This window comes from Streptomyces sp. NPDC004134, assembly GCF_042874195.1.
Classification (GTDB): domain Bacteria; phylum Actinomycetota; class Actinomycetes; order Streptomycetales; family Streptomycetaceae; genus Streptomyces.
This window is the reverse complement of record NZ_JBIAMS010000007.1, coordinates 208,596-232,539: the sequence shown is the minus strand read 5'-3', so window position 1 is coordinate 232,539 and position 23,944 is coordinate 208,596. Positions and strand designations below refer to the sequence as shown.

Below are 23,944 nucleotides of genomic sequence, written 5' to 3'. Positions count from 1 at the left end.
GCCGTCGGTGGCGCGCGCTGTCGACGGCACCCGGGCACCATGGCAGGATCTTTCGCGCATATGTTCCTCACCGTCACACTCAATCCCGCACTCGACGTCACGTACCGGGTGCCGCGGCTGCGTGCCCACGCGTCGCACCGCGTCACCGACGTCACGGAGCGGCCGGGCGGCAAGGGCCTGAACGTGGCCCGCGTGCTCGCCGCGCTCGGCCACCCCGTCACCGTCACCGGCCTGGCGGGCGGCCCCACGGGCGCGCACGTCCGCGCACTGCTGGCCGCGGAGTCGGGCGGGGTGACCGACGCGCTCGTCCCCGTCGCGGGCAACACCCGGCGCACGGTCGCCGTCGTGGACGGCAGTACGGGCGACACCACCCAGCTCAACGAGGCGGGGCCCGAGATCACCGCCGACGAGTGGGCGGCGTTCCTCGACGCGTACGCGGCCCTCCTCAAGGACTCCGGCACGAGCACCGGTACCAGCACCGGCAGCGGCACCGGCCAAAGCGCCGCGCCCGTGCGGGCCGTGGCCCTGTGCGGCAGCCTGCCGCCCGGCGTGCCCGTCGACGCGTACGCCGAGCTGGTACGCGCCGCGCACGCCGCCGGCGTGCCCGTACTCCTCGACACCAGCGGCGAACCGCTGCGCCACGGCGTCGCCGCGGGACCCGACCTCGTCAAGCCCAACGCCGATGAGCTGGCCCAGCTCACCGGCGACACCGAGCCGCTGCGCGCCGCCGACGACGCCCGCCGCCGCGGCGCCCGTGCCGTCGTCGCCTCGCTCGGCGCCGACGGGCTGCTCGCCGTCACCGCCGACGGCACCTGGCGCGCCGCACCGCCGCGGCACGTGCCGGGCAACCCCACCGGCGCCGGCGACTCCGCCGTCGCCGGGCTGCTGTCCGGGCTCGCCGAGGGCCTGGACTGGCCCGCCCGGCTGGCCCGCGCGGTGGCGCTGTCCGCGGCGACCGTCGCCGCGCCCGTCGCGGGCGAGTTCGACACCGCCGTCTACGCGGAGACGCTGCCGCGCACCGAGATCACGTCGGGCCGCGGTGCGGCCCGGGATGGGGCCTGAAGATGCCACTCACGACCACCGGCGAACTCGTCGCCGCCGCCCGCGCCGCGGGCCACGGCGTGCCCGCCTTCAACGTCATCACGCTGGAGCACGCCGAGGCCATCGCCGCCGGCGCGGAGGCCGCGGGCGCGCCCGCGGTGCTGCAGATCTCGGAGAACGCCGTACGGTTCCACGGCGGCCGGCTCACGCCGATCGCCGCCGCGACGGCGGCCGTGGCGCGCGCCTCCTCCGCGCAGTTGTCGCTGCACCTGGACCACGTCGTCTCCCCCGAACTGATGCGCTCCGCGCACGGGCTGGGCTTCAGCTCGGTGATGTTCGACGCCTCCAAGCTGTCGTACGCCGACAACGTCAAGGCCACCGCGGAGGCGGTGCGCTGGGCGCACGAGCACGGCATCTGGATCGAGGCGGAGCTGGGGAAGGTCGGCGGCAAGGAGGGCGAGGCGCCGCTCGACGCGCACGCGCCCGGGGTGCGCACGGACCCGGACGAGGCCGTCGCGTACGTCACGGACACCGGCGTCGACGCGCTGGCCGTGGCGGTGGGCAGCTCGCACGCGATGACCGAGCGCACGGCGGCCCTCGACCACGAGCTGATCGGCCGGCTGCGGTCCGCGGTCGCGGTGCCGCTGGTGCTGCACGGCTCGTCCGGGGTGCCGGACGAGGAGCTGCGGCAGGCGGTGGCGTCGGGGATGGTGAAGATCAACGTGGGTACGGCCCTGAACACCGCCTTCACCGGCGCCGCCCGCGCCCATCTGGAGGCGCACCCCGATGTGGTGGACCCGCGCAAGTACCTGGCGCCGGGGCGGGACGCGATGGCCGCGACCGTGCGCCGGTTCCTGGAGGTCGTCGGCGGCTGACGGGCGGCGGGGACGACGACGGGCCCGTAGCGGCGCTACGGGCCCGGACGTACCCGGTGCCACGGCACCGGAAGACCTACGACGAGACCTGGCCCTTCTTGAGCTCCACCTTGCTGATGGCGCTCTGGCATTCCTTGTTGCCCGACTCGCAGGACAGCGTGATCTCGTTGGCGCCCTCGTCCAGGGAGATCCACGAGTAGGACCGGGTCCAGCCGGCCAGCCAGTCACCCTTCTTCGCCTTCGCGAAGTTCTCCAGGTTCACCGTCCGGCCGTCCGACTGGCCGTTGATGGTGAGGGTGAGTTCGGCGTCCTTGCCCGGCACGCTGTAGTCGACGAAGAGCGTGTACTCCCCCGCCTCGTCGACCTCGGGCTTCCAGGTCGCCGACGCGCCCTGGTTCTCCAGGCCGTGGACGTACGGGCCGTCCTCCGAGACGTTCGTGTCGCTGCCGACGACCGCGCCGCCGGCCAGCGCCAGCTTCGCGCCGTCCTCGGTGGGCGGGGCGGCCGGGTCCTTCTCGGGCTTGTCGTCCCCGTTCTTGGGCTCGTCGTCGCCCTTGCCCCCGGGGCTGGGGGCGACGGACTCCGAGTCGCCGCCGCCGACGTCCGAGTTCTCCCCGTCGCCGCTGAAGAGCACCGCGGCGACGATGGCGATGACGACCGTGGCGACCACGGCGACCGCGCCGAGCATCAGCCCGTTCCGCCCGCCGCCGCGGCCGCGGCGCGGGCCCTCGCCGGGGTCACCCGGCGGGAAGGACGGGGGCTGCGGCGGGGGGCCGCCGTAGGTCTCGGGCGCGGCGTAGTGCGGGCTGGGGCTGGACTGCCCGTACGGATACGCCTGCTGGGGCGGCACCTGGTGCGCGGCCTGCTGGCCGCCGTACGTGCGCTCGCCGACGGCCCTGACCTGGGTGTACGACGTGCGCGGCACTCCCGGGGCGGGGGCGGCGCCCTCTCCCGGCCCCGGCACCGGCGCGGCACCGGCCTCGGGGCGGTACAGATGGGCGAAGGGGTCGTCGTCCTCGGGCGGCGTGCCCGCACCGTGGTTGCCGGCCGTCATCTCCCTCTCACTCCCTGGTGGGCGTTGCGTCCCGGCCGGCGAACCGCCGGCCAGGGGGCGAGCCTACCCCGTCCGGAGCAGTACCCGAGCGTTCCTTCGGTCGACTGTGGACGAAGCCACGACGGCCGCCTGTGGACGACAGGGGGCCGCGGGGCGGCGGCGCCCCGGGCCCGTACGTCCGTCACTAGCCTGCCCGGCGGTGCGAGCGGCCCTGCGAGCGGGCCCGCTTCTCGCGGTACATGAGCTGGTCCGCCGAGCTGAGGATCTCCTCCGTCGACATCCCGCACATCGCCCAGCCGGTGCCGATGCTCGCGCCCACGCGCACCCCCCGGCCGTCGACCCGGATCGGCGGGATGATCGCGTTCCGCAGCCGCACCGCCAGGTCCTCGGCGCCGCCGGGCGTCAGGCCGTCGGCGAGCACCACGAACTCGTCGCCGCCGAGCCGCGCGACGGTGTCGCCGTCGCGGACCGCGTGGGTCAGCCGCTGCGCGACGGCGATCAGCACGGCGTCGCCGGTGTTGTGGCCGAAGCGGTCGTTGATGGACTTGAAGCCGTCGAGGTCGCAGAAGAGCACCGCGAGCCCCTTTCCCGACTCCCCGCCGCCCTCGGGGACCATCGCGTGCACGTGGTGCTCGTAGGGACCCGGTCCTGCCCAGTGCTCCTCGGCGCCGTCCGTCCCGAAGCCGTGCCCGTTGCTGTCGACCTCGCCGGGGACGGGCCCTGCGCCGACGATGGCCCGGCCGCGCGGCCCCGGCAGCCCGGCGGCGGAGTGGCTGACGGCGCCCGTGTAGAGCTCCGGCGGCCGGTCGCAGAGCCGGGCGGTGAGGCGGGAGCGCAGCTCGGCGGCGTTGGGCAGGCCGGTGAGCGAGTCGTGGCTGGCGCGGTGCGCGAGCTGCGCCTCGTGGCGCTTGCGCTCCTCGATGTCCTCGACGTGGGTGAGGAGGTAGCGCGGGCCGTCGGCGGCGTCGGCGACCACCGAGTTGCGCAGGCTCACCCACACGTACGTGGCGTCGCGGCGGGCCAGGCGCAGTTCGGCCTTGCCGCCCTCGGCGAAGGTACGCAGCAGGGTGCCGACGTCCTCGGGGTGGACCAGGTCGGAGAACGACAGCCGGCGCAGGCTGGAGGGCTGGCGGCCCAGGAGCCGGCACAGCGCGTCGTTCGTACGGATCAGCCGCCCGTGGTCGTCGCCGCCCATCTCGGCGACGGCCATGCCGCTGGGCGCGTACTCGAAGGCCTGGCGGAAGCTCTCCTCGCTGGCGCGGAGCGCCTGCTGCTCGCGCTCCAGCCGCACCAGCGCGCGCTGCATGTTGGCCCGCAGCCGGGCGTTGGTGATCGCTATGGCGGCCTGCGAGGCGTACATCTGCAGGGCCTCGCGCCCCCAGGGGGTCGGCACCCGGCCGTTGGCCGGCTTGTCGACGGACAGGACGCCGAGCAGCTCGCGGCCGGCGTCGTAGATCGGTGCGAAGAGGCGGTCGCCGGTGACCCAGTCACCGGGGGCGGTGGGCGGCGGGACGACGGGGTGCGTCTGCGGCACCTCGTCGTCGTCGAGCACCCAGCCTTCGCTGTGGGGTATGTAGCGCAGCTCGCCCCACTCGACGCCCATGTGGAGCCGGCGCTCCCACGCCTCGCGCGGGCCGACCCGGCCCGCCATGATCGCCTCGGCGGTCGGATCGCCGCCGACGGCGGCGACGACGAGGTCGCCGTCGGGCCGTACGAGGTTCACCGCGGACACCTCGTACCCGAGGGCGACGAGCCCGTCCGCGACGCTCTGGAGAGTGTCGGCGAGGCTGCGCGTCTGATTCAGGTCCGCGAGGACCGAATGCAGCCGGCGCAGGCTCGCCAGCCTTACGTAAGGTTCGGCCTCCGTCTCCATACCTGCCCTCCCGTCTCGCCCCGACCTCGGCGGAAGACCCCCGCGTGGAATTTCATCCAACGACACGGCCACTGAATCACAGCCAGCTCTTCGGCGGGTACACAGGGTCAACATTGGATGCTCTCTGTGACTCAAGTCACAGGGTGGGGAGGTGTTAACCAGCGTGCGGCCAAGAGTCGCACGCCGGTCCGCGGGGTCTTCGCGCCGGGTGGGGCGGAAGGGGCCGCGCGGCGGGGTCCGTGGGGGTCCCGCGGCAGGTGGGGCGGGACGGAGACCTAGGACTCCGCTCCGTCCCCGGCCCGATGCCCGGGGCCCGTTCGCCCCGTTACGGTTCGAGGCGTGCTGCATGAGACGCAAACGGTGGACCATCCTGTTGGGGTGAGCGACGAGCAGTTCCGGGCGGCCATGAGCCGGCTGGCCGCGGGCGTGGTGCTGGTCACGGCGTACGACCCGGACCCCGGCCTGAACGGCGAGGACGTCGGGATGACGGCGACCGCCTTCCTGTCGGTGTCCCTGGACCCCCCGCTGGTGATGGTGAGCGTCCGCAACGGCTCCCGCATGGACGAACTGCTGACGGACCGCGAGGAGTGGGCGGCGTCGGTGCTCTCCGAGAGCCAGCGGCACATCGCCGGGCGGTTCGCGATGAAGGGGCGGATCAGCGACCGGCTGCTGTTCGACGACATCCCGTACACGCGCGGCGAGGTGACCGGGTGTGCGCTGGTGGGCGGGGCCCTGGCGACGGTGGAGTGCAGGACCGAGCAGCGCGTGGTGGCGGGGGACCACACGCTGGTGATCGGGCGGGTGCTGAGCGCCACGCAGCCGAGTTCCGACGGCAGCCCGCTGACGTACTTCCGGGGGCGGTACCGGACGCTGGGCTGAGCCTTCGCGCCTTCGCGTTGGCGACGGGCAGCAGGCGGGTCGGCGGGTCGACGGCAGGCGGGAGACGGCAGGCGGGAGACGGCAGGCGCGGGACGGCAGGGCGGCTACGGGCCCCAGCCGCGGCCCGTGCGGCCGCGCTTGACGTCGGAGCGCTGCTTCTTCTCCCGCAGCCGGCGCTCGTTGACCCCCCGCGGGACCTTCCGCTTCCGCCGCGGCGCGGGCGGCGGCGCCGTGGCCTCCGCGAGCAGCGCGGCGAGCCGTACGGCGGCTGTCTCGCGGTTGCGCCACTGCGACCGGTGCTCGCTCGCCCGGACCACGACGTGCCCGTCGACGAGCCGGTCCGCGAGCCGCTCCAGCGCCCGCTCCTTCCACACCGGCGGCAGCGACTGCGTACCCGCGAGGTCGAAGCGGACCTCGGCCTGGGTGTCGCTCGTGTTCACGTGCTGACCGCCCGGCCCGGAGGAACGCGAGAAACGCCACAGCAGCTCGGCCTCCGGCAGGGCGACCGAGCCGCGGATGCGGTAGGGACCGGACATGTCTCCCATGATCCCGCGCGGATGTTCGACCTGTCACGTCGTTTGCGCCACCCGGAAGTGGCGGGGGTACGGCCCGTGGAACCGGGTGGGGCACATCGGCGTTGTGGTCCGTAGACGTGGCTCCGGCACGTGGAGCCAGAACCAGGAGGGGACTCCCCATGCCCGTAAGCCTGTCCAAGGGCGGCAACGTTTCGCTCACCAAGGAAGCCCCCGGGCTGACCGCCGTCACGGTCGGTCTCGGCTGGGACGTCCGCACCACGACGGGGGTGGACTTCGACCTCGACGCGAGCGCCATCGCGGTGAACGCCGAGGGCCGGGTCTTCTCCGACCAGCACTTCATCTTCTTCAACAACCGGCAGTCGCCGGACCAGACGATCGTGCACACCGGTGACAACGTCACCGGTGAGGGCGCGGGCGACGACGAGCAGATCAAGGTCGACCTCGCCGGCCTGCCGGCGGAGATCGACAAGATCGTCTTCCCCGTCTCGATCTACGACGCCGAGACCCGCAGCCAGAACTTCGGCCAGGTGCGCAACGCGTTCATCCGCGTCGTGAACCAGGCCGGGGAGGCGGAGATCGCCCGCTACGACCTCACCGAGGACGCGGCGACGGAGACCGCGATGGTCTTCGGCGAGCTGTACCGCAACGGCGCGGAGTGGAAGTTCCGCGCGGTGGGCCAGGGCTACGCCTCGGGCCTGTCGGGCATCGCCCAGGACTTCGGCGTCAGCGTCTGACGCCCCGGGGTCCACGGGATCCCGTAGCCACGGAGGGGCCCGTCGCGCGACAGCGCGGCGGGCCGCTTCGCGGTCCGGGCCGTAGGGCCGCTCGGGTCAGAACTCGGCGGCGTCCAGATCGAAGTCGAACGGCTTCGGCAGCATGATCTTCTCGCCGAGCGTTGCGCTCTCGCTGCGGGCGTAGTGCCCTGCCTTCGGCTTGCTGAACACCGAGACGACACCCGCTTCGCGATCGATGAGCGGATACAGGGGGATCCCAGCGCGGGCATATCCGCGCAACTTCTTCAAGCCGTCGTTGCGGGCAGTGGACTTCGAGGTGACTTCGGCGACAGCAAGACGGGATCGGGATCGTGCCACTCAAGTTCGGCCTGGAACGCCCGCTTGGGGGCGGCCAGGAATCGTCAATGCCATGGGTGTCCTCGTTCGTCGAAAGGACGCTCTCAGCGTAAGCGAGCCGACGCGGCAGAATGAGGCGCCGTTTCACCCGAACGGGTGTTCAGTGACGTTTCTGCCGGTCACCCGCCGTCATCCACCGCCCGGACCTCCACGCCCACCTGGGCGGCGAAGACCGGGGCCAGGGAGAGGAGTTGTTCGGGGCTGATGATCGCGCCGGACAGGCGGTCCACGCCTCGTTCCAAGGTCAGCTCCGAGGCGCGGCGCAGGTCGACGTCCGTCAGGCGGGCACCGGAGAGGTCCGCGCGCTGGATCGCGCAGCCCTCGAACGCCACCCGCTCCAGCCGGGCGTCGCCGAAGTCCGGCTCCGCCAGCACGCAGTCCTCGAACACGACGTCCGTCAGCCGCGCCCCGCGCAGGTTCAGGAAGTCCGCCTTGCCGCCCCGCACCACCACCCGCTCCAGCGTCGCCCCGTGCAACTGCACGCCGCCCAGCCGGGTGTCCGTCAGCTCCACGTCCCGCAGCGTCGCCCCCGCCAGGTCCGTCCCCGCGCCCCGCACCTCCTCCAGCACCGAGTCGATCAGCCGCGCGCTCGGCAGCCGCGCCGCGTCCAGCACGCAGCGGCGCAGCGCGCAGTCCATGAAGCGCGCCCCCGCGCCGTCCGCCCCCGTCAGGTCGAGCCCGGCGAACTCCAGCGCGTCGTAGTCCCCGTCGGGCTCCAGGTCCGCCGGCCGGAACGTGCCCGCGGCGCCCTCCTCCCCCGCCCCGTACCGCTTCAGGGACGCCGGGAGCCGCACCGCGGGACGCCGCGGCGCCTTGATCGTCTTCCGCCTCGTCATGCGCCCCATCGTGACCTACGGCACTGACACCGCACCCGATGTCACATTCCCGGCCCCCGCCTTCGTCCTGTGGTCAGAACGGCAATACCGCAGGTGAGGAGCACCACATGCGACGGATCACCGTCATCGGCGGCGGGCTGGCCGGGCTCGCCGCCGCCATCACCGCCGCCGAGTCAGGCGCCCGCGTCACCCTGTACGAGGCGCACCACACCGTCGGGGGGCGTGCCCGTACCGCCGACGCGCCCTACCGCACCAACGAGGGCCCGCACGCCCTCTACTACCGCGGCCCGCACTGGGCCTGGCTCAAGCGGCGCCACCTCCTCGGCCCGCTCGCCCCGATCCCGCCCCTGGAGGGCTCCCGGTTCCGCTTCCGCCGCGAGGGCCGGCTGCGCAAGGTGCCGCCGGCCGCGATGCTGCGCCTCGTCCGCCGCGGCGAGGCGCCCGTGGACCGCGACTTCCACGGCTGGGCCGCGGAGATCGCCGGCGAGGCCGGCGCCCGGGCCGCCGCCCACTACAGCGCCGTCGCGATCTTCCACCACGACCCCGGATCCCTGTCCGCCGCCTTCGTCCAGGAGCGGCTGCGCCGCACCACCGCGCTGCCGCCGGAGGCGCACTATCCGGCGGGCGGCTGGGGTGCCGTCGTCGACCGGATGGCGAGCATGGCGTGGAACCTCGGCGTACGGATCGAGATCGGCAGCCGCGTCGCCGAGCTGCCGCGGGGCGGCCCCGTCGTCGTCGCCACCTCGCTGCCCGCCGCCCGCGCGCTCCTCGGTGACCCCTCGCTGACCTGGCCCTCGGGCCGTACGGCCCTCCTCGACCTCGCCGTGCGCCGGCGCCGCGGCGACGCCTTCGTCGTCTCCGACCTCGACGCCCCCGGCTGGGTGGAGCGCTTCTCCGCCGGGGACTCGTCGCTGGCTCCGGCCGGCGAACAGCTCATCCAGTGCCAGGTGCCGGTGGCCCCCGGGGAGAACAAGGCGGTGGGTGTCGCGCGGGCGGAAGAGCTGCTGGAGCTGGGCTACCCGGGCTGGCGGGACCGTACGGTATGGCGCCGCGAGGCGCTGGCCGCGGGCCGCACGGGCGCGGTGGACCCGCCGGGCAGCACGTGGCGCGACCGGCCGGCGGTGGACCGGGGCGACGGGGTGTATCTGGCGGGGGACCAGGTGGCCGCGCCGGGGGTGCTGAGCGAGGTGGCGTTCGCGAGCGCGATCGAGGCGGTGCGGCTGGCGCTGCCGGAGGGGCGGCCGGCCGCGGCGGCGTAGCGGGCAGCCGGGGCGGGGCGGGAGCGGGCGTAGCGGGCCGGGTCGGACGGGGCACGACGCGTCGCGGGGCACGGGCCTGGAGGGGCGCGGCGCGGGCGCTTGACCTGAAGTTCTGTTCAAGTTGTCTGCTGGCCTCATGCACGCCATACGACTTCACGCCTTCGGCCCCGCAGAGAACCTCGTCTACGAGAAGACCGACGACCCCGTACCCGGCCCCGGCCAGGTCCGTATCGCCGTCGCCGCCGCCGGGGTGCACCTCCTCGACACCTTCCTGCGCGCCGGCGAGACCGGCGGTCCCATGCCGCCCCCCGACCTGCCCACGATCCCCGGCCGCGAGGTCGCCGGCACCGTCGAGTCCGTGGGCGACGGCGTCGACCCCGAGTGGCTGGGCCGCCGCGTCGTCGCCCACATCGGGCTCCGCCCGGGCGGCTACGCGGAGCTGACCGTCACCGAGGCCGAGCGGCTGCACGCGCTGCCCGACTCCCTCGACCCCGCGGAGGCCGTCGCGATGATCGGCACGGGGCGGACGACGATGGGCTTCCTGCACTTCGCCGAGGTGACGGCGGACGACGTCGTGATCGTCACGGCCGCGGCGGGCGGCGTCGGCTCGCTGCTGGTGCAGTACGCGCGGAACATCGGCGCGTACGCCGTGGGCCTGGCCGGCGGCCCGGAGAAGGTCGCGCGCGTACGGGACCTCGGCGCGGACGCCGCCGCCGACTACACCGACCCGGCCTGGCCCGACGCCGTACGCGCCGCCCTCGGCGACCGCAGGCCCACGGTGCTCCTCGACACCGTAGGCGGCACCGCCGCGCGCACGGCCGCGGACCTCCTCGCGCCGGGCGGGCGGCACCTGGTGCTGGGCTGGTCGTCGGGGACGCCGCTGGAGTTCACCGAGGCGGAGCTGGCGGAACGGGGCATCACCTCGGTCAACGTCCTCGGCCCCGACTGGCTCAGCCGCATCGGCGGCGAGGATCCCCTGCGGCGGATGGAGGAAGCGGCGCTGACGGAGGCGGCGACGGGCCGCTGGACACCGCTGGTGCAGCGCTACCCGCTGGCCCAGGCCGCCGAGGCCCACCGGGCGCTGGAGACGCGGGGGACGGTGGGGAAGGTCGTACTGGAGCCGTAGGACGAGCAGTCGGGCGGCAGAGCGGCCGGGCCCGGAGGGGGAGGAGGGCCGGACGGCGGTCCCCCGGGGTACGCCTGCGGGACGCCGTCCGGCCATGGGACGGCGGTCCCCCGGTACGCGTCACCCGCCGTCCGGCCCCCGCAGCCGCACCGCCGCGGCCGCCGCCGCGAGCGGGAACGCCGCCACCACCCCCAGCGCCGCCGCCAGGCCCGCCGAGTCCGCCAGCGTCCCCGCGACCGCGGAGCCCGCGCCGCCGCCGACGAAGAACGCCAGGTTCAGCAGCGACAGCGCGCCCCCGCGCCGCTCCGGCGCGAGGTGCGCCGACAGCAGCCCCGTCAGGACCACCTGCGTCACCGCGAACGCCGCCAGCGCCGCCGACGTACCCACCACCAGCACCGCCGGCGCCTCCGTCAGCGCCGCCGCGCCCAGCAGCACCGCCGCGGCCGCCGCCACCGCCGCGGGCAGCCGTGCGCCGCGCGGCCCCGGGCCACTCGCCACCCGCGACAGCGCCGCCCCCGCCACCGCGCCCGGCAGCAGCCAGCCGCCGACGGCGAAGACGCTCCAGCCGTGGTCGCGTACGAGCAACTGCGGCACCGCGTACATCGCGCCGAACAGCCCCGCGTACACCCCCGCACCCGTCGCCGCCGCGCGCCGGAACAGCGGGTCGCGCACCAGGTCGTACGGGACGAATCCCCCGGGCCGCCGCACGGTACGGACCGCGCAGCCCGTACCCGCGACGAGCAGCACGGCCGCGGTGCCGGCGACGGCGGCGGGCGGCAGGTCGAGCGTCGTGGACTGGACGAGGAGGAGCAGCCCGGCGGCGGTGAGCGTGAGGAGCACGGCGCCGGGCAGGTCGGGCGCGCGGCCCCCGCCGCCGCGCAGGGGCACGAGGCGCAGGCAGAACGGGAGCGCGAGGAGGGAGAGCGCGGGCAGCACGAGCGTCGGCCGCCACCCGGCCCACTCCGTGACCACCCCGCCCGCGAGCGTCGCGGCCGCCGAGCAGACGGCCATGACGGCGCCGAAGACGGCCAGCACGTGCGCGCGCCGCTCGGGCGCGGTGGCGGCCATGAGCGCAAGCGCGCCGGACGTCATCGCCCCGGACCCGGCGGCCAGCAGGAACCGCCCGGCGACCAGCACTTCGAGCGACGGCGCCAGCAGGCACACGACGGCACCCACCGCGAGCACGGCGGCACCGGCGCCCAGGATGCGCCGTACGCCGAGGGCGTCGGCGAGCCGCCCCGCGAGGGCGGTACCGATGCCGAGGGCGAGGGCGTGGGCGGTGAGGACCCAGGTGGCGGCGGCCGGCGAGGCGTCGAGCCCCCGCGCCACGTCGGGCAGCGCGACGCCCGCGGCGGTGACCCCGAACACGGCGGGCCCGAAGAGCGCCCCGAGCCGCAGCCCGACGGACCGGGCCGCCGGGCCGGAGGAGTGGGAGGGGGAGGCGGCGGGGGCCGCGGGGGCGGTCACGAGACCCTCCGGGGGGTGGCGGGGGCACGCGAACCGGCGCTCCCGGGCAGGCCGGTGGAGTCGGAGCCGGCCGAAGCGCCGGAGCCGGGCGGCGCGGCTCCGGCGGAGCCGGAAGGTCCGCCCGATGCGGGCGGGCGAGGCCCGCCGGAACCGGCCGCCCCGGCCGGCCCACCCCCGCCCGGCCCTCCGGCCACGGCCCGAGGGGCGGGCTCCGGCCCGAGGGGACAGGCCGTCGTGTTCCCGTCCTCGTGTCCGCCGACCGCGGAGCCGCTCCCCGGTGGGGGCAGCGCATGGCCGTGGCGGAAGACGTTCTCCGGGTCGTACGCCCCCTTCACCGCCCGCAGCCGCGCGTACGTCTCCGCGTCGTACGCCTCCGCCGCCAGCTCCTCCGTGCCCGGGCCCGCGAGGAAGTTGACGTACCGGCCGCCCGTCGACCACTCCCCCAACGCCGCCGGCACCCCGCTGTCCGTGCCCGGGGCCGTGAGGGTCGTCAGCGCGAACGCCCCCGCGCGGCTGCCCACCGCGCTCGGCAGCGCCGGGGGCCGGCCCGCCGCGCCGCCGAGGTGGCGCAGCTCCACCGCCCAGTCCGCGCACCCGGCCCCCGGGCCCGCCGCGGCCAGCAGCGCGGCCTCCGCGGCGGCGTCGAAGTCCCGGAGCAGGATGCCGCGTTCGTGGTACGGCATCGGGTCCACCGGGTCCTCGTGGATCTCGGCGACCGTGCGGTACGGGCGTATCCGTACCGTGTCCGCGACCGGCTCCGCCGCCGCCCGCAGCGGACGTACCAACCCCTCCCCCAGCGCTTCCAGCCCCGGCTCCGGCGACGAAGCCACCGCCACCCGCACGTGCACCGTCAGCCCCGCCCCCGGCACCCGCAGCAGCGCCACCGACGTCGTCAGCTCCTCCGGCGCCGCCGCCGTCACCCGCCGCCAGGCCCCCAGCACCGCCGCCGCGTCCGCGCCCGCGAACCGCAGCCCGCCCCCGTACAGCCGCGCCACCCGCGGCAGCCCGAACGTCAGCGCCGTCACCACCCCGAACCCGCTCTTCCCGCCGCCGCGCAGCGCCCAGAACAGCTCCGGCTCCCGCTCCGCGGTGACCTCCCGCAGCCGCCCGTCCGCCGTGACCAGCTCCACCGCCGTCACCCGGTCCGCCGCGTAGCCGTACGTGCGGGCCAGCGGGCCGAGGCCGCCGCCCAGCGTGTAGCCGACGACGCCGACCAGCGGCGACGAGCCGCACAGCGGGGCGAGGCCGTGCGGCGCGGCGGCGTCGACGACCTCCTGCCAGCGGGTGCCGGCGGCGACCCGCGCGGTACGGGCCGCGGGGTCGACCCGCACGCCCCGCAGCCGCCGCACCGACAGCAGCAGGGTGTCCGCGCCGACCGCCCCCGCGGGGCCGTGTCCCGTCGACTGCACGGCAACCGGCATCCCGCGCTCCGCGGCGTACCGCACGGCGGCCCGCACCTCCGCCGCAGACCGCACCGCGGCGACCGCCGCGGGCCGGTGGGACACGATCCGGTTGAAGCCGGACAACTCCGTCTCGTAGCCGGATTCACCCGGCCTGAACTGCATGAACTCCATGTCCGCGAGCCTCCGTCCGGCATCCGTGCCAACCCATCCCCCGATTGAGGGGAATCCCGGACGCGCCCCCGGCCGTTGTCCGTGGCGGAGGTGGCCGACCGTGCCGACACCCGCTGTCCTCACCCCGGCCGCGCGCGGCGCGGTGCGCGGGGAGCTGCTCGCGCGCGCCGGCCGCGCGCCCGACGCGCTCGCGCTCTTCGCCGAGGTGTCGGCGCAGTTGCGGCGGCTGCTGCCGTACGACGCCGCCGTCTGGCGCGCCACCGACCCGGCGACCGGGCTGATGACCGCGCCCGTCCGCACCGAGAACACCGACAAGCGCGGCTGCTGGGACTACTGGGAGTGCGAGCTGTTCGACGAGCGGGTCAACCGCTTCGCGGACCTCGCGCGGGCCCGGGTGCCGGTCGCGGCGCTGCGCGCGTCGACGGGCGGGGAGCCGGAGCGGGCGGCGATCTACCGGCAGTTCCTGCGGCCGCGCGGGCTGCACGACGAGTTGCGGGCGGTGCTGCGGGTGGGCGGCAGGCCGCAGGGGCACCTCAGCCTGTTCCGGGCCCGCGGGCGGGCGCCGTTCAGCGCGGCGGAGGAGCGGATGGTCGCGGGGCTGACGACGCCGCTGGCGCGGCGGCTGCGCTCGTACGCGGAGCCGGTGGCCGGCCGGGTGGATCAAGGGGCGGAGGAGTCCGTACGGAACGGGGAGTTCCGCGGCGGCGGTGTCGGTCGGGACGAACCCGGCCTGCTGCTCTTCGACGCCGACGCCCGGCTCGTCTCGGCCAACACCGCGGCCCGCCGCCACCTCGCCGCGCTCCCGCCGGGGCCGACGCGGGAGACGGCGCTGGGGCTCGCGGTCCCGGCGTGGCTGCACGGGGTCGTGCTCCAGGCCCGCGCGGCGACGGCGGCGGAGTCGGCGACGGCCACGGCGGACACCGGGGCCACCACCCCCACGGACACGGCCGACCGCCCCCCGGCGGCGGCCACCGCCCCCCGCGTCCGCCTCCGTACCACCGCCGGGCGGTGGCTGACCTGCCACGCCTCCTGCCTCCACGGCGCCGACGGCACCCCCCGGTCGACCGCCGTCGTCATCGAGCCCGCGGCCGCCGCCGAGATCGCCCCGCTCCTCGCCGACGCGTACGAACTGACCGCCCGCGAGCTGGAGATCACCCAGCTCCTCGCCCGCGGGCTGGGCACCGAGGGCATCGCCGCCGAGCTGTTCCTCTCCCCGCACACCGTGCGCGACCACATCAAGGCCGTCTTCGACAAGACCGGCGTCTCCACCCGCGGCGCGCTCGTCGGCAAGCTCTTCCTGGAGCACTACGAGCCGGTCGCCGCGGCCGGAACCCTGCGCACCCGGCCGTGACCTCCGCCGGGCAGGACGTACGGTGCAGATCGTGGACGTAGATCGAGAGGGCCGGGTGCCGGGCCCGGCGGGGCCGCGGCTGCGGCCGCCGCACCACCGGGTGGACCGCCGGGCCGTCGCCTGGTGGCGTACGCGACTGCTGCTGGCGGCGGCCGTGCCGGTCGCGGTGCTCGGGGTGCTGGGCGCGCTGATCGGCCCTGCCAGGTTCTGGCTGCTGACGGTGGCCGCGGGGGCCGCGGCGGCGGGTCTTGCGGTGGGCACGGGGCTGCCGCGGTGGTACTACCGCGTGCACCGGTGGGAGGTCACGGACGACGCGGTGTACGTCCGTACCGGCTACTTCTGGGTCGACTCCCGGATCGCGCCGATGTCGCGGATCCAGACCGTGGACACCGAACGGGGCCCGCTGCAGCGGGTGTTCGGCCTCGCGGCGGTGACGGTGACGACCGCGTCGGCGAAGGGCGCGCTGCGGATCGAGGCGCTGGACCACGAGGAGGCGGCGGAGCTGGCGGAGCAGTTGGCGCTGGCGACGCAGAAGACCCCGGGGGACGCGACGTGACGGACGCGGTGACGGGTACGGGGCCGGGCGGGCCCGCGGAGCGGACCGCGCCGCCCGCCGGCGCCACGGACCCGGCGCCCGCAGCCCCGCGTACCGCCACCCCTGCTTCCGCCCGACCGGACCCCGCCCCGGCGGACCCCGCCCCACCGAAGGCCGACCCGCCGGAGACCGACCCGCCGGACCCCGCCCCACCGGAGACCGACCCGCCGGACCCCGCCTCCGACTGGCGCCGCCTCGACCCCGGTTCCCTCCTCGTCACCGCCCAGCTCCTCCTCGGCGCGGCCTTCGGCGCCGGTGTCCCCGTCGGTGCCGGGCTCGCCGCGCACCTCGACTTCCGCGCCGCAGTGGCGTGGGTGCTGGCCGGGTCCGTGCTGCTCCTCGGCGGCGGGCTCGCCGTGGACGTACTGAGGCTGCGCCACACCCGCTACCGCGTCGGCGCCGAACGCGTCGAGCTGCGTACCGGCGTGCTGTTCAGGACCCGGCGCTCCCTGCCCCGCGACCGGATCCGCACCGTCGACCTCACCGCGCACCCCCTCCTGCGCCTCCTCGGTCTGGTCAAGGTCCGTATCGGCACCGGCGACCAGAGCGCCGCGGGCGAGTCCGCGCTGCAACTGACGCCGGTGCGGCGGGCGGAGGGCGAATCGCTGCGCCGCGCGCTCCTCCGCCGGGACACGGCGGCCGCGGCGGACGGCGACGACCCCCGGCTCGCCACCCTCTCGCCCCACTGGATCCGCTACGCGCCCCTCTCCTTCCTCACCCCTCTTCTCGCCCTCACCGGCTGGGGCGCGGTGATGCAGGTCAGCCAGTGGTTCGGCGCGGAGGAGACGGTGGTCGACTGGGTACGGGACACCTTCAGCCCGCTGCCCGCGCTGTGGACGGTGCTGGCGCTGGGGTCGATCGCGCTGGTGACCGGGTTCGTGGGGTCGCTCGGGCTGTGGACCGAGATGTGGTGGGGCTACCGGCTGGAGCGCGAGCCGGACGGCACGCTGCGCGTCCGCCGCGGGCTGCTGACCACCCGGTCGATATCGCTGGAGGAGGCGCGGCTGCGCGGCGTCGACGTGGTCGAGCCGCTGGGGGTGCGGCTGTCGGGCGCGGCCCGGGTGGAGGCGATCGCAACGGGGCTGTCCCGCAAGGACGGTGAGGACGACGACCTGAGCGCCCTGCTGCCCGCCGCCCCGCGCGCCGTCGTCGACGACGTGACGGCCCGGGTGCTCCGCGCGCCCGTCGCGCTGACCGGGCAGGAGCTGGCGCCGCACCCGCGGGCCGCGCTGGCGCGGCGGCTGCGGTGGTCGCTGAGCGCGGCGCTGGTGCCGGTGGCGGTGCCGGTGGCGCTGGGGGCGGCGCTGTCGGTACGGGGGCTGGTGTACGCGGGGGCGGTGGCGGCGGCGGTGCTGCTGCCGGCGGCGGCGCTGCTGGCGCGGGACGCGTACCGGAGCCTGGGGCACGGGCTCGCGGGGCCGTATCTGGTCGTACGCAGCGGCACCCTGCGGCGCTCGACGGTGGCGCTGCGGCGGGACGGAGTGGTCGGCTGGACGGTGCGGCAGTCGCTGTTCCAGCGGCGGGCGGGGCTGGTGACGCTGCGGGCGACGACGGCGGCGGGGGCGCAGGCGTACGCGGCGTACGACGTGGGGGAGGCGCAGGGACTGCGGTTCGCGGCGGAGGCGGTGCCGGAGCTGCTGACGCCGTTCCTGGTCGCGGAAGCCGAGGCGGACGGCCGGGGGCCCGCTCCCGTACCCGCGGAGGGGGACGCGCGGTGAGCGGTCTTGTCCAGACCAGTGGAGTCACGGGGGTTCTTGAGGGGCCATGCCCTCTTGACCGCAACCCGACAGCCGCTAAGGTCTAGACCAACACCCGGTCGCCGCACCGCAGTCGACGGCGCGCGCAGGCAGCGCAGCGGACGGCGAACCGCTGGACCACCCGTGGCCACATGCGCGTCCTCCCATGTCACGCGACCCCAGGAGTTGACATGCACACGAAACGAAGACTGGCGGCAGTGGTCGGTGCGGCAGTCGCCCCCGTCCTGGCCGTGAGCCTCCCCGCCCCGTCCGCCAGCGCCCACGGCTGGGTCACGTCCCCGTCGAGCCGGCAGGACCAGTGCAAGCAGGGCGTCGTGAGCTGCGGGCAGATCAAGTACGAGCCGCAGAGCGTCGAGGGCCCGAAGGGCCTGACGAGCTGCAGCGGCGGCAACGGGCAGTTCGCCGAGCTGGACGACAACGGCAAGGGCTGGCGGGTCAGTTCGGTCGGCAGCTCGACCACGTTCAGTTGGCACATCACCGCGCGCCACCGCACCAGCACGTGGCAGTACTTCATCGGCGGTACGAAGATCGCGGAGTTCAACGACGGCGGCGCCCAGCCCGCCGCCGACGTGTACCACAACGTGAACTTCGGCAACTTCAGCGGCAAGCAGAAGGTCCTCGCCGTGTGGAACGTCTACGACACGCCCATGGCCTTCTACTCCTGCATCGACGTCAACATCGGCGGCGGCGGTGGCGACCCGGGCCCCGGCGACCCCGACCAGTGCACCGCCGCACCCTGGAGCGCGGGCTCCGTCTACAACGGCGGCAACACGGTCACCCACAACGGCCACACCTGGCGCGCCAAGTGGTGGACCCAGGGCGAGACGCCCGGCGGCGGCAGCGGCGTGTGGGAGGACCTCGGCCCCTGCGCGTAACCGCCCCGACGCACCTGTACGGACCGCGCCCCGCCACCGCGAACGGCCCCCCGGTGGCGGGGCGCACCGCCGAGCGATTGCGGGACGGCGCACCCCTCGGCTCAAGCCGGGCCCTCGCCTCAGCCCCGGTCTCTCGCCTCAACCCAGGCCCCTCGCCTCAGCCCGGGCCCCTCGCCTCAACCCAGGCCCCTCGCCTCAGCCCGGGTCCCTCGCCTCAAGTCGGGCCCTTCACCCCCGGGCCGGCCCTCTTCACCCCGGGGTCGTGCCTTCACCCCCGGGCCTGCCCTCTTCACCCCGAGTCGTGCCTTCGCCCCCGGGGACCGGCCCTCTTCACCCCAGGTCGTGTCCCAGCCCCGGTGCCGTCGGCACCCGCACCCGGCCCCTGTCCGCCGCCGCGAAGAACGTCGGCGCCAGCGGCTCCTCGCGCACCATCAGCGGCCCCACCAGGTCCGCCGCCACCGTCGCGTGCGGCAGCGCCGCCGCCAGGTGGACCGCCGCCAGCGTCGCCACCCCCAGCTCCGGCATCGAACCGATCTTCACCGCGAGCCCCGCCGCCTCCGCCACCGCCGCGATCTGCCGCGCCCGGTGCAGCCCCCCGACCTTGAGTATCTTGATGTTCAGCACGTCGGCGGCGCCGCGGCGGACGACTTCCAGCGCGTCGTGCAGCGAGTGCACGCTCTCGTCCGCCATCACCCGCACCCCCACCTTGCTGCGCAGCGCGGCGAGCCCGTCCAGGTCCCAGCGCGGCAGCGGCTGTTCGACGAGGTCGAGGCCCGCCTCCGCCATCCGGGCCAGGGCGCGGGCGGCGACGGTGGGGCCGTAGCCCTCGTTGGCGTCCAGGGAGAGTTCGGTGGCGGCGGGGAGCACGGCGCGCACGGCGCGTACCAACTCGATGTCGGCCGCGGGGTCCACGCCGCCCTTCACCTTGATGTGCGGGAAGCCCTTGGCCGCGTACGCGGCGGCCTCCGCGGTCATCTCGTCCAGGGTGCCGAGGCCGACGACCCAGGTGGTGGGCACGTGTTCGCGGACCCGGCCGCCGAGCAGGAGGTGCACCGGCCAGTCGGCGGCGAGTCCCGCGAGGTCGTGCAGGGCGAGGTCGAGCGCGGCCTTGGCGAGGGGCTGGCCGCGGATGGCGGTGTCCATGGCGGTGTGCGCGCCGGCCACGTCGCGCGGGTCGCGGCCGAGGAGCGCGGGGCCGACGTGCTCGGTGACGGCGGCGCGGACGCCGGCGAGGGTGTCGCCGGTGTACGCGGTCATGGGAGCGGCCTCGCCGTAGCCGGTGAGGCCCTCGTCGGTGGCCACCTCGACGACGAGGCTGACCAGGTCGGAGCTGGTGCCGCTGCTGATGACGAAGGGGCGCACGTACGGTGCGCTGACCACACGAGTGCGGACCGAGGCGATTCTCAAGCGCGGCTCCTTCTCCAGGTTCCGGCCTAGACCGTAATTCGCGGAAGCGCCCGTGGCAAGAAGTCCAGAGCGCCCGACTCGGCTCCCGGCGGCGCGGGGCGGCGCGCCCGAGCGCCGCCGTCAGGCCCGTACGGCGGTACGCGGACGGGCCCCCGGCGTCAGAGCTTCACCCGGTAGACGATCGGCGGCCGGCCCGTCTGCCCGTGCTGCCTGCTGCCGATCGGCACCGCCACCCCGGCCCGCTCCAGCCGCTTCAGCACCCGCCGTGCCGTGCGCTGTTGGACGTCCAGGTGCTCCGCCACCGCGTGCGCGGTCAGCCCGTCCCCGGCCCCCGCGGCGACCAGCTCGCGCAGCTTGTCGAGCGTCTGCGGGTTGAGCCCCACGCGCCGCGCGAGCAGCGCGCTGTTCTCGGGCGCGGCCGGCGCGGGCGGCCCGGCGGCGTCCGCGTCGATCACCATGTCCACGTCGTCGCGCATGGAGACGACCCCGGCCACGGACCCCACCGCGCCGGCCCTGTTGACCGCCCGCCGCGCCAGCGACTCGGCCTCCGCCGCGGTGCGGCCCAGACCGAAACCCACGTGCACGGAGGTGTGCCGGGAGGCGAGCGCGTCGAGCAGCGGGAGCCGGGTGTAGCGCTCGCTGGCCTTCTCCAGCGCGCCGCGCGTGGTCACCACCAGCCGTCGCCCGTCCGGCAGATAGGCCAGGCTGCCGCCGAGCGCGGCGAGGTCGGCGGCCAGTTCGGAGTCGTCGGAGCCCGGCGGGATGTCGACGATGCCCATCGCCACCTGCGTGTCGCCGCTCTGCGCGGCGGAGGCGGCGAGCACCAGCGACTGCACGGTGGCGCGGATGGAGTGCCGGGAGGGCGCGAGGCGTACGGCGTGCATCTCGTGGTCGAGCGTGTGGAAGGTGGAGCCGAGGCAGGTGAGCGCCACCCGGGTGCGCTTCTTGTCGCGCGCGCCGAGGTGGAAGGCGACGAGGTCGTCGCCGGTCAGCCCGGGGCGGTACGGGAGCACGTGCACGTGCTCGGTGGGCAGCTTGGCCTCGGTCATGGTCTCGACGACCTCCGCGCGCTGGAGCGTGTCGATGGAGATCCGCGACACGTCGTGGCCGAGGCGCAGCAGCTCGACGAGCGCGCGCAGCAGCGTCGCGCCGCTGTACGGCACGTACATCGCCGGCCGGTCGAGCAGCCCGGCGTCCGCCGCGAGGGCGTGCGGCACCACGCCGGTGAACAGCAGCGCGTCGGCGCCGGAGGCCGCGGCCTCGCGAACGACGTCGAGGGTCTCGTCCTCGTGCCGGTAGCGCAGTCCGAGCAGCCGGGTGGTGCCGGGGGCGCCGACCGCCTGCACCTTCTGCACCAGGTCCTCGGGGCCGATCACCCCGACGGTGAACGCCATCCGCCCCGTCTCCTTCATCCATACGGCCTGTTCTGGCCGGGTCCCAAACATCGCGGGTAAGTCTAGGCATTACGGACCGCAGCAGTTCCCCGGGGACCGGGGTTGACGTGCCGCAAAGAGCGATTTACCTTTCGGTCCAGGCCATAAACGCGTGCATCACCCGTTGCGTCGAGAGGATCACGCCGCCATGTCCGTACGGGACACACCGCTGCCCACCGTGCTCGAACCGCGCGGCCGCACCCTCGGCGAGGAGGAGCGCGCCGCGGTGCTGCGGGTGCTCGACTCCGCCGTGCTGTGCGGCACGTTCGGCACCGAAGTCCCGGCGCTGCAGCGGGAGATGACCGAGCTGTACGGGCGCGCCCACGCCGTCGCGTGCAGCTCCGGCACCGCCTCGCTGCACCTCGCGGTCGCCGCCGCGGGCATCGGCCCGGGCGACGAGGTCATCACCACGCCCATCTCCGACTTCGGCACCGCGGCCCCCATCCTGGCAGAGGGCGGCCGGCCGGTCTTCGCCGACGTGCTCCCCGACGACGGCAACCTGGACCCGGCGGCCGTCGCCGCGGCCGTCACCCCGCGTACGAAGGCGGTCCTGGCCGTCCACCTCTTCGGCGCCGCCGCCCGGATCGCGGAGCTGCGGGAGCTGTGCGACCGGCACGGGCTCGTGCTCATCGAGGACTGCGCGCAGGCATGGCTGGGCGAGGACGGCGCGGGGCGGCTGCTGGGCACGTACGGCGACATCGCCTGCTTCAGCCTCCAGCAGTACAAGCACATCACCGCGGGCGACGGCGGCCTCGCGCTCACCGACGACCCGGAACTCGCCCGCCGGATGCGGCTCTTCGCCGACAAGGGCTGGGACCGGGCGGAGGGGCGGATCCACCGCGTACCGGGGCTCAACTACCGGATGCCGGAGCTGACGGCGGCGGTGGCGCGGGCGCAGTTGGGGAAGGTGGCGGAGGTCGTACGGAAACGCCGCGCCCTGGCCGCCCGGCTGACGGTGGCGCTCGCCGGGGCGGAGACCGTACGGACCGCGCCGCGGCCCGACGGGCACGCCTGGTGGGTGTACCCGCTGCTGGTGGACGACAACGCCCGCCGGGCGAAGGCCCTGACGGCCGCGGGCATCCCGGCCGCGGCCGGCTACCTGGAACGCCCGCTCTACGCGAACCCGGTCTTCACCGGCCACCCCGAGGGCCTGTGCCCGCAGGCCGAGCGGCTCATCGACAGCACCCTGCTCGTACTCGACTGGAACGAGGGCTACACGCCGGCCGACGTCGACGGCATCGCGCGGGCGGTCCTGGCGGCGTCCGCATGACGTACGACTGGCTGGTCCCCACCCCCGAGGAGCACGTGCGCTGGGACGTGGACGTGCTGTACGGCCCCTGGCCGCGGCACCACCGCGACGTGGACCTCGCCGAGGTCCGCGCCCGGCTGGCCCGCTCCCCCGTCGAGGCCGCCCTCGCCCTCTCCACCCGCGGGGCCCTCTTCGACGCGGAGTCCGGCAACGCGGAGACGCTGCGCGACCTGGCGGCCTGCCCGGAGCTGCGGCCGGTGGGGACGGTGGACCTGCGGGACCCGTGGGGCGCGGAGGAACGGATCGAGGCGCTGGCCGCGGCGGGCGTACGGTTCCTGCGGCTGTTCACCGTCGAGCAGGGGGCGGAGCCGGGCTTCCCGGGCTACGGCCACGTCGTGGACCTGGCGCTGGCGCGCGGGATGGTGCTGCTCCAGGACGGCGACCCGCGTCGCTACGGCCCGGCCCTGGCCGGCCGGGGCGCCCGCGTGATCTTCCTCGACCTGCACACGTACCTGCTGGGCGACTTCCTGCTGCTGGCCCGCCGCGAACCGGGTTTCATGGCGACGACGCGGCTGCTGTCGGCGCCGGACTCGGTGGAGCGGGTGGTGGAGGCGGTGGGGGCGGACCGGCTGGTGTTCGGCTCGCGCACGCCGTTCACGGACATCTCGCCGCAGACGCTGCGCCTGCGCTACGCGCGGCTCGACGCGGCGGACCGGTCGGCGATCGCGGGCGGGAACGTCGAGGAGCTGCTGGGCTGATGCCGATCATCGACGTGCACGGACACTGGGGCCCGTGGCCGTACTTCACGTCCTCGGCGCCGCTCGGGGAGACGAACATCGGCCTGATGGACAGGTACGGGATAGACGTGCAGATCGTCTCGGGGGCGGAGGCGGTGACGTACGACGCGGTCGCGGGAAACGCGGCGCTGGCGCGGGTACTGGCGGCGCAGCCGCGGCTGTACGGCTACGCGGTGGTGAACCCGAACCGCATCGAGGCGAGCGAGGCGGACCTGCGCCACCACCTGGCGGGGGGCCGCTTCGTCGGCGCGAAGATCCACACCCACTACCCGGGCCGGGCGATCGGCTCAGGGGAGATGCGGGAGGCGTTCGCGCTGCTGAACGACGTGGGGGTGCCGCTGCTGCTGCACACCTGGGACCCGGACGTGGCCCGGCTCCCGGAGCTGCTGGCGGACTTCCCGCGACTGCGGGTGATCGTCGGCCACGCGGGAGGCGACGCCTGGCGGGAGGCGGCGCACACGGCGGCGGAGTGCGACAGGTTGTACCTGGAGCACTGCCGCACGGCGGCGGACGCGGAGCGCATCGCGTACGCGCGGGAGGCGGGGGTGGGGGTGGAGAGGCTGCTGTTCGGCACGGACGCGACGCTGGTGGACCCGAGCGTGGCACTGGGGGTGATACGGGACGCGGGGTTGCGGGGGGCGGAGCTGGAGCGGGTGCTGTGGGGGAACGCGGCGGAGCTGTTCGGGTTGGGGGAGTTGGGGGCGGGGCGGGGGTGAGGGGGGCGGGGGTGGGGTAGCGCGCTGGCGGGGGTGGTGGGGTGGAGTGAGGGGGGCGGGGTGAGCTGGGGGTGAGCCGGAGGGCTGCGGGGGGCCCGGGGGCCGGTGAGTCGG

Annotated in this window: 22 protein-coding genes; 13 read left to right on the top strand and 9 right to left on the bottom strand. The window is 75.5% G+C overall.

Translation table 11 applies throughout. The features are described from left to right. The first annotated feature begins 60 nt into the window (after nt 1-60). Nucleotides 61-1,062, top strand: coding sequence for a 1-phosphofructokinase family hexose kinase (locus ACFYVJ_RS12760; protein ID WP_388889923.1), 1,002 nt, complete (start codon nt 61-63; stop codon nt 1,060-1,062). Nucleotides 1,063-1,064: 2 nt separating this feature from the next. Then, on the top strand, nt 1,065-1,916 hold the full coding sequence (locus ACFYVJ_RS12755) for a ketose-bisphosphate aldolase (RefSeq protein ID WP_388889780.1): 852 nt from the start codon (nt 1,065-1,067) through the stop codon (nt 1,914-1,916). 76 nt (nt 1,917-1,992) lie between these two features. Here ACFYVJ_RS12755 and ACFYVJ_RS12750 read toward each other — a convergent pair whose 3' ends face one another. Together ACFYVJ_RS12750 and cdgB are read right to left on the bottom strand one after the other, a co-directional pair. Then, on the bottom strand, nt 1,993-2,970 hold the full coding sequence (locus tag ACFYVJ_RS12750) for a hypothetical protein (RefSeq protein WP_388889777.1): 978 nt from the start codon (nt 2,968-2,970) through the stop codon (nt 1,993-1,995). Nucleotides 2,971-3,154: 184 nt separating this feature from the next. After that, nucleotides 3,155-4,843, bottom strand: coding sequence for a diguanylate cyclase CdgB (cdgB, locus tag ACFYVJ_RS12745; protein WP_388889773.1), 1,689 nt, complete (start codon nt 4,841-4,843; stop codon nt 3,155-3,157). 339 nt (nt 4,844-5,182) lie between these two features. Between cdgB and ACFYVJ_RS12740 the strand changes: the two genes are divergently transcribed. Continuing rightward, nucleotides 5,183-5,722: a flavin reductase family protein gene (locus ACFYVJ_RS12740; protein ID WP_388889770.1), complete on the top strand. Its 540-nt coding sequence runs from the start codon at nt 5,183-5,185 to the stop codon at nt 5,720-5,722. A 104-nt stretch (nt 5,723-5,826) separates the two neighbouring features. Here the strand turns inward: ACFYVJ_RS12740 and arfB are convergent, their stop codons facing one another. Beyond that, nucleotides 5,827-6,258, bottom strand: a complete 432-nt coding sequence (gene arfB, locus ACFYVJ_RS12735) for an alternative ribosome rescue aminoacyl-tRNA hydrolase ArfB (protein WP_388889768.1) — start codon at nt 6,256-6,258, stop codon at nt 5,827-5,829. Between the two features lie 158 nt (nt 6,259-6,416). Between arfB and ACFYVJ_RS12730 the strand changes: the two genes are divergently transcribed. Continuing rightward, a complete protein-coding gene (locus tag ACFYVJ_RS12730; RefSeq protein WP_101422734.1) occupies nt 6,417-6,992 on the top strand; it encodes a TerD family protein in 576 nt (191 codons plus the stop codon). Between the two features lie 96 nt (nt 6,993-7,088). Here ACFYVJ_RS12730 and ACFYVJ_RS12725 read toward each other — a convergent pair whose 3' ends face one another. Continuing rightward, nucleotides 7,089-7,349, bottom strand: coding sequence for a Uma2 family endonuclease (locus ACFYVJ_RS12725; protein WP_388889765.1), 261 nt, complete (start codon nt 7,347-7,349; stop codon nt 7,089-7,091). A 158-nt stretch (nt 7,350-7,507) separates the two neighbouring features. Next, on the bottom strand, nt 7,508-8,224 hold the full coding sequence (locus ACFYVJ_RS12720) for a pentapeptide repeat-containing protein (protein ID WP_388889763.1): 717 nt from the start codon (nt 8,222-8,224) through the stop codon (nt 7,508-7,510). Nucleotides 8,225-8,331: 107 nt separating this feature from the next. Between ACFYVJ_RS12720 and ACFYVJ_RS12715 the strand changes: the two genes are divergently transcribed. Together ACFYVJ_RS12715 and ACFYVJ_RS12710 are read left to right on the top strand one after the other, a co-directional pair. Continuing rightward, nucleotides 8,332-9,483 (top strand): FAD-dependent oxidoreductase, encoded by a 1,152-nt coding sequence (locus ACFYVJ_RS12715; RefSeq protein ID WP_388889760.1) that lies wholly within the window; start codon nt 8,332-8,334, stop codon nt 9,481-9,483. A 136-nt stretch (nt 9,484-9,619) separates the two neighbouring features. Further along, entirely contained in the window at nt 9,620-10,609 is a 990-nt protein-coding gene (locus tag ACFYVJ_RS12710) for a zinc-binding dehydrogenase (protein ID WP_388889757.1), read from the top strand. A gap of 120 nt (nt 10,610-10,729) precedes the next feature. On the opposite strand, the gene ACFYVJ_RS12705 is transcribed toward ACFYVJ_RS12710, so the two are convergent. Further along, nucleotides 10,730-12,076, bottom strand: coding sequence for an MFS transporter (locus ACFYVJ_RS12705; RefSeq protein ID WP_388889755.1), 1,347 nt, complete (start codon nt 12,074-12,076; stop codon nt 10,730-10,732). Then, nucleotides 12,073-13,650: an FAD-binding protein gene (locus ACFYVJ_RS12700; protein WP_388889752.1), complete on the bottom strand. Its 1,578-nt coding sequence runs from the start codon at nt 13,648-13,650 to the stop codon at nt 12,073-12,075. Before ACFYVJ_RS12700 ends, ACFYVJ_RS12705 begins: the two co-directional genes overlap by 4 nt. 100 nt (nt 13,651-13,750) lie before the next feature. Between ACFYVJ_RS12700 and ACFYVJ_RS12695 the strand changes: the two genes are divergently transcribed. The 4 genes from ACFYVJ_RS12695 to ACFYVJ_RS12680 all read left to right on the top strand — a co-directional run bounded on the left by ACFYVJ_RS12695 (nt 13,751) and on the right by ACFYVJ_RS12680 (nt 18,228). Beyond that, the gene (locus tag ACFYVJ_RS12695) at nt 13,751-15,001 is read left to right on the top strand and encodes a LuxR C-terminal-related transcriptional regulator (protein WP_388889750.1); all 1,251 of its coding nucleotides are present in this window, start codon (nt 13,751-13,753) and stop codon (nt 14,999-15,001) included. Between the two features lie 22 nt (nt 15,002-15,023). After that, nucleotides 15,024-15,557, top strand: coding sequence for a PH domain-containing protein (locus tag ACFYVJ_RS12690; RefSeq protein ID WP_388889747.1), 534 nt, complete (start codon nt 15,024-15,026; stop codon nt 15,555-15,557). Next, complete coding sequence (locus ACFYVJ_RS12685) at nt 15,554-17,314, top strand: PH domain-containing protein (RefSeq protein ID WP_388889745.1); 1,761 nt, start codon at nt 15,554-15,556, stop codon at nt 17,312-17,314. Before ACFYVJ_RS12690 ends, ACFYVJ_RS12685 begins: the two co-directional genes overlap by 4 nt. A 209-nt stretch (nt 17,315-17,523) precedes the next feature. Then, nucleotides 17,524-18,228 (top strand): lytic polysaccharide monooxygenase, encoded by a 705-nt coding sequence (locus ACFYVJ_RS12680; protein WP_388889742.1) that lies wholly within the window; start codon nt 17,524-17,526, stop codon nt 18,226-18,228. Nucleotides 18,229-18,558: 330 nt separating this feature from the next. Here the strand turns inward: ACFYVJ_RS12680 and ACFYVJ_RS12675 are convergent, their stop codons facing one another. Both ACFYVJ_RS12675 and ACFYVJ_RS12670 read right to left on the bottom strand, forming a co-directional pair. Continuing rightward, nucleotides 18,559-19,635, bottom strand: a complete 1,077-nt coding sequence (locus ACFYVJ_RS12675; RefSeq protein ID WP_388889740.1) for a mandelate racemase/muconate lactonizing enzyme family protein — start codon at nt 19,633-19,635, stop codon at nt 18,559-18,561. Between the two features lie 158 nt (nt 19,636-19,793). After that, nucleotides 19,794-21,029, bottom strand: a complete 1,236-nt coding sequence (locus ACFYVJ_RS12670) for a hypothetical protein (protein ID WP_388889738.1) — start codon at nt 21,027-21,029, stop codon at nt 19,794-19,796. A gap of 187 nt (nt 21,030-21,216) precedes the next feature. Between ACFYVJ_RS12670 and ACFYVJ_RS12665 the strand changes: the two genes are divergently transcribed. From ACFYVJ_RS12665 to ACFYVJ_RS12655, 3 genes are read left to right on the top strand one after another with little or no spacing between them, the layout of a single operon-like run. Continuing rightward, nucleotides 21,217-22,338, top strand: coding sequence for a DegT/DnrJ/EryC1/StrS family aminotransferase (locus tag ACFYVJ_RS12665; protein ID WP_388889735.1), 1,122 nt, complete (start codon nt 21,217-21,219; stop codon nt 22,336-22,338). Then, on the top strand, nt 22,335-23,075 hold the full coding sequence (locus ACFYVJ_RS12660; protein ID WP_388889733.1) for an amidohydrolase family protein: 741 nt from the start codon (nt 22,335-22,337) through the stop codon (nt 23,073-23,075). The genes ACFYVJ_RS12665 and ACFYVJ_RS12660 overlap by 4 nt, the downstream gene beginning before the upstream one ends. Further along, entirely contained in the window at nt 23,075-23,830 is a 756-nt protein-coding gene (locus ACFYVJ_RS12655; RefSeq protein WP_388889730.1) for an amidohydrolase family protein, read from the top strand. Before ACFYVJ_RS12660 ends, ACFYVJ_RS12655 begins: the two co-directional genes overlap by 1 nt. Nucleotides 23,831-23,944: the final 114 nt, after the last annotated feature.

Bases quoted from the DNA above. Each gene is read 5' to 3' on its own strand.
- ACFYVJ_RS12700 (WP_388889752.1), bottom strand. From the start codon at position 13,650: ATGGAGTTCATGCAGTTCAGGCCGGGTGAATCCGGCTACGAGACGGAG.
- ACFYVJ_RS12660 (WP_388889733.1), top strand. From the start codon at position 22,335: ATGACGTACGACTGGCTGGTCCCCACCCCCGAGGAGCACGTGCGCTGG.
- cdgB (WP_388889773.1), bottom strand. From the start codon at position 4,843: ATGGAGACGGAGGCCGAACCTTACGTAAGGCTGGCGAGCCTGCGCCGG.
- ACFYVJ_RS12720 (WP_388889763.1), bottom strand. From the start codon at position 8,224: ATGACGAGGCGGAAGACGATCAAGGCGCCGCGGCGTCCCGCGGTGCGG.
- ACFYVJ_RS12710 (WP_388889757.1), top strand. From the start codon at position 9,620: ATGCACGCCATACGACTTCACGCCTTCGGCCCCGCAGAGAACCTCGTC.
- arfB (WP_388889768.1), bottom strand. From the start codon at position 6,258: ATGTCCGGTCCCTACCGCATCCGCGGCTCGGTCGCCCTGCCGGAGGCC.
- ACFYVJ_RS12715 (WP_388889760.1), top strand. From the start codon at position 8,332: ATGCGACGGATCACCGTCATCGGCGGCGGGCTGGCCGGGCTCGCCGCC.
- ACFYVJ_RS12755 (WP_388889780.1), top strand. From the start codon at position 1,065: ATGCCACTCACGACCACCGGCGAACTCGTCGCCGCCGCCCGCGCCGCG.
- ACFYVJ_RS12655 (WP_388889730.1), top strand. From the start codon at position 23,075: ATGCCGATCATCGACGTGCACGGACACTGGGGCCCGTGGCCGTACTTC.
- ACFYVJ_RS12760 (WP_388889923.1), top strand. From the start codon at position 61: ATGTTCCTCACCGTCACACTCAATCCCGCACTCGACGTCACGTACCGG.
- ACFYVJ_RS12670 (WP_388889738.1), bottom strand. From the start codon at position 21,029: ATGGCGTTCACCGTCGGGGTGATCGGCCCCGAGGACCTGGTGCAGAAG.
- ACFYVJ_RS12730 (WP_101422734.1), top strand. From the start codon at position 6,417: ATGCCCGTAAGCCTGTCCAAGGGCGGCAACGTTTCGCTCACCAAGGAA.
- ACFYVJ_RS12665 (WP_388889735.1), top strand. From the start codon at position 21,217: ATGTCCGTACGGGACACACCGCTGCCCACCGTGCTCGAACCGCGCGGC.
- ACFYVJ_RS12680 (WP_388889742.1), top strand. From the start codon at position 17,524: ATGCACACGAAACGAAGACTGGCGGCAGTGGTCGGTGCGGCAGTCGCC.
- ACFYVJ_RS12750 (WP_388889777.1), bottom strand. From the start codon at position 2,970: ATGACGGCCGGCAACCACGGTGCGGGCACGCCGCCCGAGGACGACGAC.